We start from the raw sequence: 12513 nt of genomic DNA on the forward strand, positions 1-12513 counted from the left end.
TTCTGAACCCTGTCCTTCGAAGTTCCGGGGCAGTGAATGCCGATCACTACAGTTCGGCGCGGCAGTACCGCGCCCAGCGATGTCCAAAGTTCTGGTTTCCGACCCGATTGATCAGGCCGGGGTCGACATTCTCAGCCAAGTGGCTCAGGTGGACCAGCGTCCTGGTCTCTCCCCCGAGGAACTGGTCAGCGTGATCGGTGATTACGACGGATTGATGATCCGTTCCGGCACGCAGGTGACCGCCGAGGTGATCGCGGCTGCATCCAAGCTCAAGATCATCGGCCGCGCCGGGGTCGGTGTGGACAACGTCGATGTGCCGGCTGCCACCCAGCGCGGGGTGCTGGTGGTGAATTCCCCTGAGGGCAACACCATCGCGGCGGCGGAGCATGCCCTGGCGATGATGCTGTCCCTGTCGCGGCACGTGCCCCAGGCCCATGCGGGCATGCGGGTCGGCAAGTGGGACCGCAAGAAATACGTCGGCAACGAGCTTTATAAGAAGACACTTGGCGTGGTGGGTCTGGGCAAGATCGGCTCCCATGTCGCCCGCGTCGCCCGGGCCATGGGCATGGAGGTGATCGCCTATGACCCCTTCATTGCTGCTGATCGCGCCCAGCAGATGCAGGTGCGGCTCACCGAACTGGATGAGTTGTTCCGCACGGCGGATTACGTGACCTTGCACATCCCCCGTACCAAGGATACCGAGAACCTGGTGAATGCGGAGCTGCTGCGCACGATGAAACCCACGGCGCGGATCGTGAACTGCGCCCGGGGTGGGGTGGTGGATGAAGCGGCCATCGCTGAGGCCATCAACGGCGGCGTGATCGCTGGTGCCGGTCTGGATGTGTACGCCAGCGAGCCACTGGCGGAGGACTCACCCCTGCGGGCGGTGGAGCGCGGGTTGGTGCTGACCCCTCACCTCGGCGCTTCGACGGAGGAGGCTCAGGAGAATGTGGCGATCGATGTGGCGGAGCAGATCCGGGATGTGTTGCTGGGGCTGCCGGCACGCAGTGCCGTCAACATCCCCGGCCTGAGTGCCGAGATCATGGAGCGGCTGAAGCCGCACCTGCAGCTGGCGGAGACCGTCGGCGGCCTGGTGAGTCAGCTGTCCGGTGGTCAGGTTCAGGAGTTGGAATTGCGGTTGCAGGGGGATTTCGCCAGCCATCCCTCCCAGCCGCTGGTGATCGCCTCCCTGAAGGGTCTGCTGGGGGCGGTGCTGGGGGACAGCATCAACTTTGTGAATGCTTCGTTGGAGGCCAAGGCCCGAGGCATCCGCGTGCTGGAGGTGAAGGATGAGGCCAGCCGTGATTACGCCGGCGGCTCGCTGCAGCTGATCAGCCGCGGTGATCAGGGCAGCCGCAGCGTCACCGGGGCTGTGTTCGCCGATGGGGAGCTGCGGATCACCAGCATTGATGAATTCCCGGTGAACGTGACCCCCAGCAGTCACATGCTGTTCACCCGTCACCGGGACATGCCCGGCATCATCGGTCAGCTGGGATCGATGCTCGGCGAGCACAACGTGAACATCGCGGCGATGCAGGTGGGACGCAAGATCGTCCGCGGCGATGCGGTGATGGTGCTCAGCATCGATGACCCCATCCCGGCAGCCTTGTTGCAGACGATCACCGCGATTGAGGGAATCCAGGAAGCCCATCCGGTCAGCCTCTGATGTGGTGGCGTCTGACGATGGCGTGTCCTCCTGAGCTGGAGGAGTCGCTCGTTTGGAAACTGACTGACCTGGGCCTGCACCGCCATGCGGTGCAGCACGCGCCGGAGACGCCGGATCGGAAGCAGTTGTTGCTGTGGTTGCCGCAGCCGGAATGGCCTGAAGCGGAACGTCAGCAGCTCCTGGCCAGTCTGGAGCCCCTGGCGGAACCCTTCGGCTTACCGCTGCCGCAGGGCCACTGGGATGACGTGGCGGATGAGGACTGGAGCCTGAGCTGGAAGCAGCACTGGCAGCCGGATCCGGTGGGGGAGGGGCTGCTGATCCTGCCGGCCTGGCTGGAGGTGCCACCCGAGCACGGCGAACGGCTGGTGATCCGCATGGATCCCGGCAGCGCCTTCGGCACCGGCAGCCACCCCACGACGCGCCTTTGCCTCGAGGCGCTGGAGAAAGCTCCACCCGTCGGCGCCCTTGTGGCGGATCTGGGTTGCGGCAGCGGGGTGCTGGGGTTGGCGGCCCTGGGATTGGGAGCCACGGCCGTGGTGGCGGCCGACACCGATTCCCTGGCGGTGCGGGCCACGGGCGACAATCGCGAGCTCAACGGACGCCCCGCCGATCTGCTGAAGGTGAGCCTGGGATCGGTGGAGGCCCTGCAGCACCTGCTGGAGGGGCGTCGGGCCGATCTCTTGCTGTGCAATATCCTGGCGCCGGTGATCGAAGCGCTGGCTCCAGGATTCGAGGCTCTGGTGGCCCCTGAGGGTCGTGCGCTGCTGAGTGGCCTGCTGGTGGACCAGGCCCCCAGGCTGGAGCAGGTGCTGGGGGATCTGGGCTGGCGGGTGTCGGCACGGGGCTCCCAGGGCCGTTGGGGCCTGCTCGAGATTCAGCGCCGTTGAGGCCTCAAAAGCAATAAGCCAGGCTTATCAGTGGATGGTCTCCGATTGGACCTCATCGGTCGCAGGCCCAGAACCCGCTTGATTACCCCTTGTCTGCAGTAGATAAGTGCGGTCCTGCAGGACCGGCCAACCGGGACCCTGTACGCATTCACCAAGTCATGGCTTCCTACAAGGTCACCCTGGTCAGCGAGAGCGAAGGTCTCAACAAGACCATCGAAGTGCCCGACGACCAGTACATCCTCGACGCTGCTGAAGAGCAGGGCATCGACCTGCCCTACTCCTGCCGCGCTGGCGCTTGCTCCACCTGCGCCGGCAAGATCACCGCTGGCACCGTCGATCAGTCCGACCAGAGCTTCCTGGACGACGACCAGATCGAAGCCGGTTTCGTGCTCACCTGCGTGGCTTACCCCACCTCCGACTGCACCATTAAGACCCACGCCGAGGAAGAGCTCTATTGAGCCCTTCACCCGATATCGGGTTTTCACTTCAACCACCCCTGCGGGGGTGGTTTTTTGTTGCTCAGCACCCTTGCATGACCCTGACCATCCCGCTGTCGCCGTGATCCGTCCCGATGTCGAGGAACTGCTGGACGCCGGCAGCATTCACACCAGCCCCGGGGGGCAGTACAGCTTCCGCGTGATCGGCCCCTGCTGTCGCCTGTTCGATCGTGAGGAGTTGCCCTGGCCCTGTTGTCGGTTGGCCTGGCACAGCAAGGAGCCCAGCTGGCGTCGGGTGGGGCGTCGCTTTGTTCCGGACCTGGCGGCGCGGCGTTGCCCCTCCTATGCCGTTGAATTGCTTCAGCCGGGCTCCCGGCCCACCGCCACGGTGCTGACGCTGTTTTCGGTGCGGTTCAGCCGTGAGCTTCAGGAATGGTGGTACAGCCGCCATCCCCGCTCGATGGAGCCGCCCAATCTCCTTCCTCCTTCCCCTGCTGAGCCAACAGAAAACCCCAGCGGCCCTAAAGCCACTGGGGTGAGTGAATCCGATTGATGGTCGCAATCAGAAGTAGATCTTGCCGCCGCCCCAGGCGGTGCCCTGAACCTTGGGAGCTACCAGGATGTATCCGGCCATCAGGCGCAGTTCCTCATCGGTGAGATCGCGCATGGCGGGATAGAGCTCGGCATCGCGCATGCTCGGGTGCAGGTCGGCAATGCTGTATTCGCCGTCATAGGAGGTGGGGTCCTTCATGTAGTCCACCAGGGCATCGACGTTGTCGCGTGCCGGTGTGGCCAGGGCCAGGGTCTCGGGATCGAGGCCCACGTTCTGGTTGGTCTTGGTGATGCCACCGGCGTGGCAGGTGCCGCAGCTTGTGTTGAACACCTTTCGGCCGGTGTTGATCTCTTGCTCGCTGAAGGTCACCTGAGTGCCCTCAGGGTTGCCAGGAACGGTGAGGGTCTCGGCATCCCATCGAACCGCCTCTGCCGGGGACGCCAACACCAGCCCGATCAGCACGGGAACCAGGATGAGGAGTCCCTTCAGGGATCGCTGCAGTGTGGAGAAAAGAGAGGCCATGAAGGACGCCGGGGATTGACGGACAAACCGCACCAAGCCCTTGTATCACGGCAAGTTGGCCGTCTGCGGCGGAATCACGAACTGTTGCAGCAGGGTTTCACATCCAGGCTGAGGAAGTCCTTGGCCAGGACCGTGTTGGGGAAGATCGCCTGCGCTTCCTTCAACAGGTCGTCGGGGCTGACCGGGTTGCCCGGCACATAACGGGGACTGAGATGGGTGATCGCCAGCTGTCCCACCCCGGCTTCAGCTGCGGTCTGGGCCGCCATGGTGCTGGTGGAGTGCTGTTTCTGGAAGGCCATCTCCGCCTCAGCGTGGGCGAAGGTCGATTCATGGATGAGCAGATCCACGCCTCGGGCCAGCTCAACGGCGGCGTCGCAGAACACGGTGTCGGTGCAGATCATCACGCTCACCCCCGGTCGCTCCGGTCCGCAGAGGGTGGTGCCGTCGATCACGCGGCCGTCCTCCAGGGTGACGCTCTCCCCCCGCTTCAGCTGTGCATACACCGGCCCTGGCGGAATGCCGAGGGACCGGGCTTTGTCGATGTCGAACCGACCCGCCAGGGGCTTTTGGTCCACCCGGTAGGCGTAAGCGGGCACCCGGTGGGTCAGGGGGGTGCAGCGCACGGTGAGCTCGTCGTCTTCGAACAGCAGCGTTCCCTGCTCAGCCGCCGGCCGTGAGCGGTGCACCTGAAGCGGATAGCCGATGCGGGTGGAGCTGGTGTTCAGCGCACCCTTCAGAAACGACTCGAGCGGGTCAGGGCCGTAGAGATCCACCCCGTCCTGGCAGGAGCCGGACAATCCCAGGCTGGCCAGCAATCCCGGCAGCCCGAAGACGTGATCACCATGCATGTGGGTGACAAAGACCCGCCGCAGCTGCGACAGGCGCAGATCGCTGCGCAGAAACTGATGCTGGGTGCCCTCGCCACAGTCGAACAGCCACATCTCCGATCGCTGGGGCAGACGCAGCGCCACGGCGGAGACGTTGCGCGCCCGCGTGGGCACTCCGGAACTGGTACCGAGAAAGGTGACCTGCACGGCCGCTGATCCTCAAGCGCCATGCTGCCATCTTGCTGGCCCTGAACACTCAAGTCACACTAGGGCAAGTTCTGGTGTTGCGTGCGTTTCGCTCCGATCGTCGCCCTGATGGGCTGTGCCGTCGTCAGCGCTGTCGCTCCGCCAGCTGCTGTTCCCCTCGGGCGAGAGCCGCAGATGCGCGTGCTGGTGCAGGAAGGCTCGCGCCTGGCCCTGCGGGCCGATGGCGAGCAGTTGTTTGAGGTGCGTGGTCTGCCGGGGGGACGCCGCTCGTTGCGGCGGTTTGTGCTGCGTTTGCGCGGCGGAGCGCTGGTGGCGGAGCTGGATGGCGAGCAGCTACGACTTCCGGCCAGCAGCCTGCTTCGGGTGACTTCCAATGATCCCCGGGGCATCTGGCTGGGGCAGCGCCGTTACCGGGGCGAGTTGCGCCTCAGCGGCCGCGGCGGTCAGCTCAGGGCCGTCAACGCCCTCGGCATCGAGGCGTACCTGATGAGTGTGGTGGGCAGTGAGATGCCCCATCAATGGCCGCTGGCTGCCCTGCAGGCTCAGGCTGTTGCTGCGCGCACCTATGCCCTGCAGCAACGCAGCCGCGGGGGGGGCTGGGACCTGAAGGCCACGGTGTCTAGCCAGGTGTATCTCGGCGTCGAGTCCGAAACCCCGAGTACCCGCAAGGCTGTCGCCAGCACCCGCTCCCTGGTGCTGGTGCATGGGGGCAAGTTGATCAATGCTGTGTTCCACAGCAGTTCCGGTGGCGTCACGGAGGCCAGCGGCATGGTCTGGCGCAACCAGCTCCCCTACCTGGTGAGCGTGCCGGACCACGACCAGCACAGTCCGATGCATCGCTGGCAGGAGCGGTTCGATCTGGAGGGTCTCCGCCAACGGTTGCCGGAAACCGGTGGTGTGAATGCGGTTGATGTGCTGAGCCGCACTGCCAGTGGACGGGTGCGGCAGGCGCGGCTGCAGGGGCCGCGGGGGTCGTTGCTGCTCAGCGGCGCAGATCTCCGGCGCCGTCTGGGTCTCAAGAGCACCTTGGTGAGCTTTGAGATGGTTCAGGCCACGGCACCGGCACCCCCTGAACCCCTGCCAGCCCTACAAGCAAGGCCGGTTCGCGGTCGCTCCCGCCTGGCCCAGCTCACGGCAGCGGTGGCCAGTCCTCGCCCATCGCTGCTGGGGGGGCATGGCCGGCAGCGCCGGCATGTGGTGCCAGGGATGCAACTGCTGGTGACGGGCCAGGGCCATGGCCATGGCGTGGGGATGAGTCAGTGGGGGGCCAACGGCCTGGCCCGCCAGGGCGCTGACTTCCGCACGATCCTGAGCCATTACTACCGGGGGGCTGATGTGATGCCCTATCAACCCCATCACGATTCAGCGGTGGCGCAGGCCTGGCCATCGGCGCCAGCTTGGAGGGGTTGATTCAGCGCTGCTGTTGCCCTCCTTCTTCATCGATCCGGATCCGCCGAGCTCCGCTGTGGCGTTGTGCTCAAGGCTGGTGGACGAGCTGGAGCAGGCTCTGCGCCTGAACCTGGAGGGTCCCTCGGCCCGTCGGCCTCTGGGGTTGGCCACCGGACGCACGATGGAGCCGCTGTATGCCGCGTTAGTGGAGCGCCTGCTGGGCTGGCCCTCAGGCGATCTCGCAGCCCTGCGGCGGAGCTGGTGCAGCTTCAATCTGGATGAGTACCTGGGGCTGTCAGCCGGTGATCCGCGCAGTTACCGGAGCTTCATGAACGCCCAGCTCGGACGCCCCCTGTCTCTTCCGAAGGGGGCCTTGCAGTTACCCGATGGACAGGCCGCCGATGCCGATGCTGCCGCCCTGACGTTTCAAGCCGCGCTGAACGAACAGGGCGGCATCGGGGTGCAGCTGCTGGGGCTGGGCAGCAATGGCCATGTGGGTTTCAACGAACCCCCCTGCGGTCGGGAGCAGGCCTGCCGGGTGGTGGAGCTCTCGGATGCGACGCGACGCCAGAACGCTGGCCTGTTCAGTGGTGATCCCGAGGCGGTGCCCGTCCGGGCCATCACCCTGGGGCTCAAGGAGATCCTGGCGGCTGAGCAGATCCATCTGGTGGTCACCGGCCGTGAGAAAGCGCCGATCCTTGGCCGACTGCTGGCCATGGATCAGCCCGATCCGGCATTACCGGCCAGTTGGTTGCTGGAGCATCCCCGGGTGACCCTCTGGGCCGATGCGGACGCCCTCTCGCTCTCCCTAGTTTGAACGCCTGAAAGCGTCGCTTCGATGAGCATCGATCCCGTGGAACGCCGCCTCGAGCAGAGCTTTGAAGCGGAGCGCTGGACGCGCTTCATTCAGGATTGCCAAGACATTGAGCAGCTGCGGGAGGCGGCGCTGGGATTGGTGCAGCAGCTCGCGCAGCAGAAGGCCGCCAGTGCCTGGATGGCCAGCCGCGCCTCCGAATCTGAAAACGCCAAGCTGCAGATGCTGGCCCGAATGATCCGCCAGACGGACGACGACAACTCGACATCCCCCGATCGGGGGATGTGACCCTGCGTTGACCGGATCAGCCGTGGTCCTTCTGCCAGCGGCTGAGGCTGGCGGGGGAGAACTTGTGGCCGTGGCGGGCAGCCACTTTCACCACACAGGAGTTGTCCTTGCCGCAGCGTTGCACCTCATCACGGATGTTGTCGTTGCTCTGCACTCGGGACATGAACGTCTCCAGCTGCTTCATCGACATGGATCGCGTCTCCGGAAGGGATGTTTCCGGCCTAGCTGCTGGTGTTGTGTGCTCCCGAACACAACAGATTTGATCCGGATTCCCACACAGCGTGTTGCGTTTGCTTGCGCTCTATGAAGCTTGCAGCTCCAGATCTTGATCAAAGTTCAGGTTGGCGTTGACGCTGCGCACGTCGTCCAGTCCGTCGAGGGCATCCAGCAACTTGAGGCACTGGCGGGCGGTGTCGATCTCGCTGATCTCAACGCTGGTCAGGGCTGACCAGCTGTGGCCCCATTCCCGCACGGTCCAGCCCTGCTGACGCAGGCCGTCCTGCAGGGCCTCCAGGGTGGTGAAGGGTCCATGAACAGTCGCGGTGCCGTCCTCGAGCAGCTCATAGCCGTCGGCGTCGAGTTCCAGCAGGCTTTCCAGCAGCCGATCCTCATCGGCAGCCGTGGCCTGGATGCTCACTTCGCTGCGGTGCGTGAACAGGTAAGCGACGCAGCCACTTTCACCGAGGTTGCCGCCGTTCTTGCTGAAGGCCAGTCGCAGATCGGCCGCTGTGCGATTGCGGTTGTCCGTGAGGGCTTCCACCAGCACGGCCATGCCGGCAGGGCCATAGCCCTCGTAACGCACCTCCTCCAGCTGGCTGCCGTCGCCCCCCTGGCCGGAGCCTTTGGCGATGGCCCGCTCGATGTTGCCGGCAGGAACCCCGGCGGCTTTGGCCTTGCTGATCGCTGTGCGCAGCTGAAAGTTTCCGGATGGGTCCGCCCCATCCCGTGCCGCCACCATGATCTCGCGGCCGAGGCGGGTGAACACCGCACCCCGTTTGGCGTCAACGACGGCCTTGGTGCGTTTGATCTGTGACCATTTGCTGTGGCCGGCCATCGCTCCTGCGCACCCTGCACCGATGGTGACGTACGGACCTAGCCGCTGGCATCAAACACCACCTTGGGCTGCAGTTGATCGTCCTCCTGGCGCAGGCCGATGCCCGCCATGCTGCCGTCGGCGTTGCAGACCACCACGGCGTCGCCTGGGCCTGGGTCCAGGCTGAGTCGCCGGCCGCAGCGCCAGTCGGCCTCCTCGCTGTCAGTGAGCTGACGGCGGGGCAGGTGCTCCAGGGCCAGCAGCGGTGACAGGGGGGGCGGTGGTGTGGCGTCCGCCTCCGGCAGGGCCTGGGCCTGGGATTCCAAGAAGCCGAGGGCCTGGGTGCGGCGCAGCTGGGCCAGGCAGCCTCCGCAGCCCAGTTGCTCGCCGAGATCCCTGGCGAGGGAGCGGATGTAGGTGCCGGCGGAGCAGTGCACCTCCAGGGTCAGCTGTCCCTGGTTGGGGTCCCAGTGCAACAGCTGGAGGCGATGGATGGTCACCGGCCGCGGCGGCAGGACCATCTGTTCCCCTCTCCGGGCGCGGGCGTGGGCCCGTTCGCCGTCCACATGAACGGCCGATACCTGGGGAGGGCGTTGCTGGATCGGGCCACGGAACGGGGCAAGGGCGACCTCCAGCTCCTCGGGCTGGAGGTCGGGCCAGGGGGCCTGGCGCAGCAGCTCCCCCTCCAGGTCGTCGCTGCTGGTGATGCTGCCGAGCTGGATCACCCCCCGGTAAGTCTTGTCCCCGGGGAGGTAGGGCAGCAACCGCGTGGCGGGGCCGAGGGCGATCGGCAGAACCCCTGTCACCGCAGGGTCCAGGGTGCCGCCGTGGCCCACCCGTTTGAGGCCATAGCAGCGCCGTAGACGGCTGACGCAGCTGTGGGAGGTGTGGCCGGCGGGTTTGTCGATCACCACGAAGCCGAAGGGGCCGTCCAAAGGGGGGTGGTCGTCGTGACCCCAGACTGTTGCATCCCAACGGTCCTTCGACGCCATGCCCCAGCTCCGCAGCAGCCGAGATGTGGATGTGTCCTCGTTTCTGGAGGACGGCCTGGCTGTGAAGCAGCACCTCAGCCGATATTTGGAGCTGTCGCTCGAGCAGGTGGAGCAGCGCTTGCCCAGCAGCACGGATGATCTGGCGGATCTGCACCCGGGTGCCTTCCGACCGGAGGACGCCACGACCTTCTACGAGGACACGGTGGGGACGGGCCATCTGCTTGAGCTGGCGGCCTGGCACCTCAGCAGTGCTGACTACATCGCCGACACCCTGCGACTGCAGGGGATGACCGCCCGGGGTCAGGTGCTCGACTTTGGTGGCGGCATCGGCACCCATGCCCTCTCGGCGGCGGCACTACCCCAGGTGGATCACGTCTGGTTCGTCGATCTGAACCCTCACAACCAGGCTTTTGTCGAGCAACGGGCGGCTGCTCTTGGCCTGTCCGACAAGCTCTCGGTGCATCGGGATCTGGAGTCCACCGGTGAGGTGCGTTTCGACACGGTGGTTTGCCTTGATGTACTGGAACATCTGCCCGATCCTTCCGCACAGCTGCAGGCGTTTCATCAGCGCATGGCGTCCGATGCCACGGCGTTGCTGAATTGGTACTTCTTCAAGGGGCACGACGGCGAATATCCCTTCCACTTCGATGATCCGCAGCTGGTTGATCAGTTCTTCACCACCTTGCAGGGACGGTTCCTTGAGGTATTTCACCAGTTATTGATCACAGCACGCCTGTATCGGCCGATTGCGTAGGCGCCATTCAAAAGCCCCAGATACCTGCAGGTTCTGGGGCTCATGGATTTGAGGCTACGACGGTGAACGTCAGACAGCTGCAGTGATGTTGATCCGTTTGCGGTTGCGCAGGCCGCGGCGAATGGTTTCGAACTTCACCACGCCAGCGGTGAGGGCAAACAGGGTGTCGTCCTTGCCGATGCCCACGTTGATGCCAGGCAGAACCGAGGTGCCGCGCTGACGGATCAGGATCGAACCGGCGGTGACGGTTTCGCCGCCATAGGCCTTCACGCCAAGGCGCTTGGCATTGGAATCGCGACCGTTGCGTGTGGAGCCTGTGCCTTTCTTATGTGCCATGGGGTGGAAAAGGGATGGAGGGCGGTGCGGGAGAACCGGGAGGGTCAGCTGATGGCCTTGCCGCCCACGGTGATGGATTCAACCATCACTCGGGTGAGTTCCTGTCTGTGGCCATTCTTGCGCCGCGTCTTCTTTTTCGGGCGCATTTTGTACACGATCACCTTGGGACCCCGGCGATGGGCCATCACCTTCAGGGCCACCGTGGCGTCTTTGACAAAGGGCTGTCCAAGGGTGGTTCCCTTGGAATCCTTCACCATCAGAACGTTTTCGAGCTTGATGGTCTCGTCGACTTCAGCGTGAAGCCGATCAACGTCGTAATAGCGGTTGGCCTGGACCCACATCTGTGTGCCGGAGGCTTCGACGATGGCGTAGGCCTCAGAAGAAGGCGCTGCAGCAGGGGGGGTGGCGGTCGCTTCTTCCGCGTCTGTGGCGGGAGTGGCGGTTTTGGTGTCAGCCATGGGTAAAAGACACGGTCAGGCTCGGTCAAAACCGATTCAGCCTGAACCGCAATCGAAAGACAAACAAAGATCTTCGATCATCGAGGTCCCTGTCGTCAACATTCAGGAACATTGATCTCCTGACCGCCTGATGGCCAGGCCGGGCCTCACGATTGCCTTGCTGCTCACCACACCGAATCTGGTGGATGCCTGTCAGCAGTGGTTGCCGGACACGCGATACCACTCCATCGTCCTAAGCGGACCTCATCAGGGGCAGGAGCAGCTGGATCTGGTCAGCACCCTCGAGGCCCAGCAGGAGGAGATCGACGCGGTGGTGGTGGAGCAGCAGCTGCTGGATGCCAGCAGTCGCGACCAGCTGCTCGGCCGAGGGCTGTTGTTCCCCGCCGTTGTGGTGGGTGAGATGAAGGGCCATGTGGACTACCACGCCGAGGAGCTGCATCTCGCCGAAGATCAGCTGGCGCAGCTGGGCTACACGGTTGATGCCGCCATCTCACGCTTTCTGCGCCAGGGACGTGCCGATGGTCGATCTGACGACGATGGATTGGCATCTGTCGACAAGTTGTCCCGCCGTTTGCAGGAACGGCTCGGGTACCTCGGGGTCTTCTACAAGCGGGATCCATCTCGCTTTCTCGGCAGCCTTCCCACCGAGGAACGGCGCGAGTTGCTGGAGTCGCTGCAGCGCACCTACCGCGATCTGCTGATCAGTTATTTCAGCGACCCTGCCGCGTCAAACCAGGCGCTGGAGAGTTTTGTCAACACCGCCTTTTTCAGTGATCTGCCGATCACCAGAACCGTCGACATTCACGTTGATCAGATCGATGAGTTCTGGAAGCAGCTGCGGCTTGAAGGGAACAAGAGCGAATTTCTTCAGGATTACCGCCTTGCGCTTCTCGATGTGATGGCCCATTTGTGTGAGATGTACCGGCGCTCCATCCCGCCGGACATTCCGCTTTCCGGTTTGGCCTCTGGTCGACACCGACGGGAGGCTGATCTGCCGGATGCCCCAGAGGTGTCGTCATGAGCCCACGCAAGACCTACATCCTCAAGCTCTACGTCGCCGGAAACACGCCGAATTCGATGCGTGCCCTCAAAACGCTGCGCAACATCCTTGAAACCGAGTTCCGCGGCGTTTACGCCCTGAAGGTGATTGACGTTCTCAAAAATCCCCAGCTTGCTGAGGAAGACAAGATCCTTGCTACTCCCACCCTTTCGAAGATCCTTCCGCCGCCGGTGCGCCGCATCATCGGTGATCTGTCGGATCGTGAGCGGGTGCTGATCGGCCTCGATCTGCTGTACGACGAATTGGCCGACAACGCCTTCAGTTCCGGCTAGATGGATGCTGTCGATGAG

General features: G+C 64.3%; 17 protein-coding genes. 10 read left to right on the forward strand and 7 right to left on the reverse strand.

Features of this window, described 5'->3' with window-relative positions; genetic code table 11:
* Positions 1-79 precede the first annotated feature (79 nt).
* From serA to TX72_RS02600, 4 genes are all read left to right on the forward strand, one after another.
* Positions 80-1666 carry a phosphoglycerate dehydrogenase gene (serA, locus tag TX72_RS02585; RefSeq protein ID WP_011127403.1) on the forward strand — a complete coding sequence of 529 codons (1587 nt, stop codon included), beginning with the start codon at positions 80-82 and terminating at the stop codon, positions 1664-1666.
* Positions 1666-2553 carry a 50S ribosomal protein L11 methyltransferase gene (gene prmA, locus TX72_RS02590; protein WP_042503013.1) on the forward strand — a complete coding sequence of 296 codons (888 nt, stop codon included), beginning with the start codon at positions 1666-1668 and terminating at the stop codon, positions 2551-2553. The genes serA and prmA overlap by 1 nt, the downstream gene beginning before the upstream one ends.
* A 158-nt stretch (positions 2554-2711) precedes the next feature.
* Positions 2712-3011, forward strand: coding sequence for a ferredoxin (locus TX72_RS02595; protein WP_006043345.1), 300 nt, complete (start codon positions 2712-2714; stop codon positions 3009-3011).
* A 70-nt stretch (positions 3012-3081) separates the two neighbouring features.
* Positions 3082-3543, forward strand: a complete 462-nt coding sequence (locus tag TX72_RS02600) for a DUF8632 family protein (protein WP_404824905.1) — start codon at positions 3082-3084, stop codon at positions 3541-3543.
* Between the two features lie 9 nt (positions 3544-3552).
* On the opposite strand, the gene psbV is transcribed toward TX72_RS02600, so the two are convergent.
* Both psbV and rnz read right to left on the reverse strand, forming a co-directional pair.
* Positions 3553-4065, reverse strand: a complete 513-nt coding sequence (psbV, locus tag TX72_RS02605; protein ID WP_042503023.1) for a photosystem II cytochrome c-550 — start codon at positions 4063-4065, stop codon at positions 3553-3555.
* A gap of 74 nt (positions 4066-4139) precedes the next feature.
* Positions 4140-5099, reverse strand: coding sequence for a ribonuclease Z (rnz, locus tag TX72_RS02610; RefSeq protein WP_011127407.1), 960 nt, complete (start codon positions 5097-5099; stop codon positions 4140-4142).
* A gap of 81 nt (positions 5100-5180) precedes the next feature.
* Here rnz and TX72_RS02615 point away from each other — a divergent pair, with 81 nt between their 5' ends.
* From TX72_RS02615 to TX72_RS02625, 3 genes are read left to right on the forward strand one after another with little or no spacing between them, the layout of a single operon-like run.
* Entirely contained in the window at positions 5181-6509 is a 1329-nt protein-coding gene (locus TX72_RS02615) for a SpoIID/LytB domain-containing protein (RefSeq protein ID WP_011127408.1), read from the forward strand.
* Between the two features lie 13 nt (positions 6510-6522).
* Positions 6523-7305, forward strand: a complete 783-nt coding sequence (locus TX72_RS02620; protein WP_225867726.1) for a glucosamine-6-phosphate deaminase — start codon at positions 6523-6525, stop codon at positions 7303-7305.
* A 21-nt stretch (positions 7306-7326) separates the two neighbouring features.
* Positions 7327-7590: a hypothetical protein gene (locus TX72_RS02625; RefSeq protein WP_011127410.1), complete on the forward strand. Its 264-nt coding sequence runs from the start codon at positions 7327-7329 to the stop codon at positions 7588-7590.
* 16 nt (positions 7591-7606) lie between these two features.
* Here TX72_RS02625 and TX72_RS13090 read toward each other — a convergent pair whose 3' ends face one another.
* The 3 genes from TX72_RS13090 to truB form a co-directional block, all read right to left on the reverse strand.
* Complete coding sequence (locus TX72_RS13090; protein ID WP_011127411.1) at positions 7607-7780, reverse strand: Nif11 family protein; 174 nt, start codon at positions 7778-7780, stop codon at positions 7607-7609.
* Between the two features lie 111 nt (positions 7781-7891).
* Positions 7892-8644 carry a YebC/PmpR family DNA-binding transcriptional regulator gene (locus TX72_RS02630; RefSeq protein WP_011127412.1) on the reverse strand — a complete coding sequence of 251 codons (753 nt, stop codon included), beginning with the start codon at positions 8642-8644 and terminating at the stop codon, positions 7892-7894.
* A gap of 38 nt (positions 8645-8682) precedes the next feature.
* The gene (gene truB, locus TX72_RS02635) at positions 8683-9558 is read right to left on the reverse strand and encodes a tRNA pseudouridine(55) synthase TruB (protein WP_011127413.1); all 876 of its coding nucleotides are present in this window, start codon (positions 9556-9558) and stop codon (positions 8683-8685) included.
* A 55-nt stretch (positions 9559-9613) separates the two neighbouring features.
* Here truB and TX72_RS02640 point away from each other — a divergent pair, with 55 nt between their 5' ends.
* Entirely contained in the window at positions 9614-10369 is a 756-nt protein-coding gene (locus TX72_RS02640) for a class I SAM-dependent methyltransferase (protein WP_011127414.1), read from the forward strand.
* Between the two features lie 69 nt (positions 10370-10438).
* Here the strand turns inward: TX72_RS02640 and rpmA are convergent, their stop codons facing one another.
* The gene (gene rpmA, locus TX72_RS02645) at positions 10439-10705 is read right to left on the reverse strand and encodes a 50S ribosomal protein L27 (RefSeq protein ID WP_011127415.1); all 267 of its coding nucleotides are present in this window, start codon (positions 10703-10705) and stop codon (positions 10439-10441) included.
* 44 nt (positions 10706-10749) lie between these two features.
* The gene (rplU, locus tag TX72_RS02650; protein WP_011127416.1) at positions 10750-11163 is read right to left on the reverse strand and encodes a 50S ribosomal protein L21; all 414 of its coding nucleotides are present in this window, start codon (positions 11161-11163) and stop codon (positions 10750-10752) included.
* A 130-nt stretch (positions 11164-11293) separates the two neighbouring features.
* Here rplU and TX72_RS02655 point away from each other — a divergent pair, with 130 nt between their 5' ends.
* Positions 11294-12184 carry a circadian clock protein KaiA gene (locus tag TX72_RS02655; protein WP_011127417.1) on the forward strand — a complete coding sequence of 297 codons (891 nt, stop codon included), beginning with the start codon at positions 11294-11296 and terminating at the stop codon, positions 12182-12184.
* Positions 12181-12495: a circadian clock protein KaiB gene (gene kaiB / locus TX72_RS02660; protein ID WP_011127418.1), complete on the forward strand. Its 315-nt coding sequence runs from the start codon at positions 12181-12183 to the stop codon at positions 12493-12495. The genes TX72_RS02655 and kaiB overlap by 4 nt, the downstream gene beginning before the upstream one ends.
* Positions 12496-12513: the final 18 nt, after the last annotated feature.

The sequence above is a fragment of the Parasynechococcus marenigrum WH 8102 genome, assembly GCF_000195975.1.
Classification (GTDB): Bacteria; Cyanobacteriota; Cyanobacteriia; order PCC-6307; family Cyanobiaceae; genus Parasynechococcus; species Parasynechococcus marisnigri.

Bases quoted from the DNA above. Each gene is read 5' to 3' on its own strand.
- serA (WP_011127403.1), top strand. From the start codon at position 80: ATGTCCAAAGTTCTGGTTTCCGACCCGATTGATCAGGCCGGGGTCGAC.
- prmA (WP_042503013.1), top strand. From the start codon at position 1,666: ATGTGGTGGCGTCTGACGATGGCGTGTCCTCCTGAGCTGGAGGAGTCG.
- TX72_RS02595 (WP_006043345.1), top strand. From the start codon at position 2,712: ATGGCTTCCTACAAGGTCACCCTGGTCAGCGAGAGCGAAGGTCTCAAC.
- psbV (WP_042503023.1), bottom strand. From the start codon at position 4,065: ATGGCCTCTCTTTTCTCCACACTGCAGCGATCCCTGAAGGGACTCCTC.
- TX72_RS02625 (WP_011127410.1), top strand. From the start codon at position 7,327: ATGAGCATCGATCCCGTGGAACGCCGCCTCGAGCAGAGCTTTGAAGCG.
- TX72_RS13090 (WP_011127411.1), bottom strand. From the start codon at position 7,780: ATGTCGATGAAGCAGCTGGAGACGTTCATGTCCCGAGTGCAGAGCAAC.
- TX72_RS02630 (WP_011127412.1), bottom strand. From the start codon at position 8,644: ATGGCCGGCCACAGCAAATGGTCACAGATCAAACGCACCAAGGCCGTC.
- TX72_RS02640 (WP_011127414.1), top strand. From the start codon at position 9,614: ATGCCCCAGCTCCGCAGCAGCCGAGATGTGGATGTGTCCTCGTTTCTG.
- rpmA (WP_011127415.1), bottom strand. From the start codon at position 10,705: ATGGCACATAAGAAAGGCACAGGCTCCACACGCAACGGTCGCGATTCC.
- rplU (WP_011127416.1), bottom strand. From the start codon at position 11,163: ATGGCTGACACCAAAACCGCCACTCCCGCCACAGACGCGGAAGAAGCG.
- TX72_RS02655 (WP_011127417.1), top strand. From the start codon at position 11,294: ATGGCCAGGCCGGGCCTCACGATTGCCTTGCTGCTCACCACACCGAAT.
- kaiB (WP_011127418.1), top strand. From the start codon at position 12,181: ATGAGCCCACGCAAGACCTACATCCTCAAGCTCTACGTCGCCGGAAAC.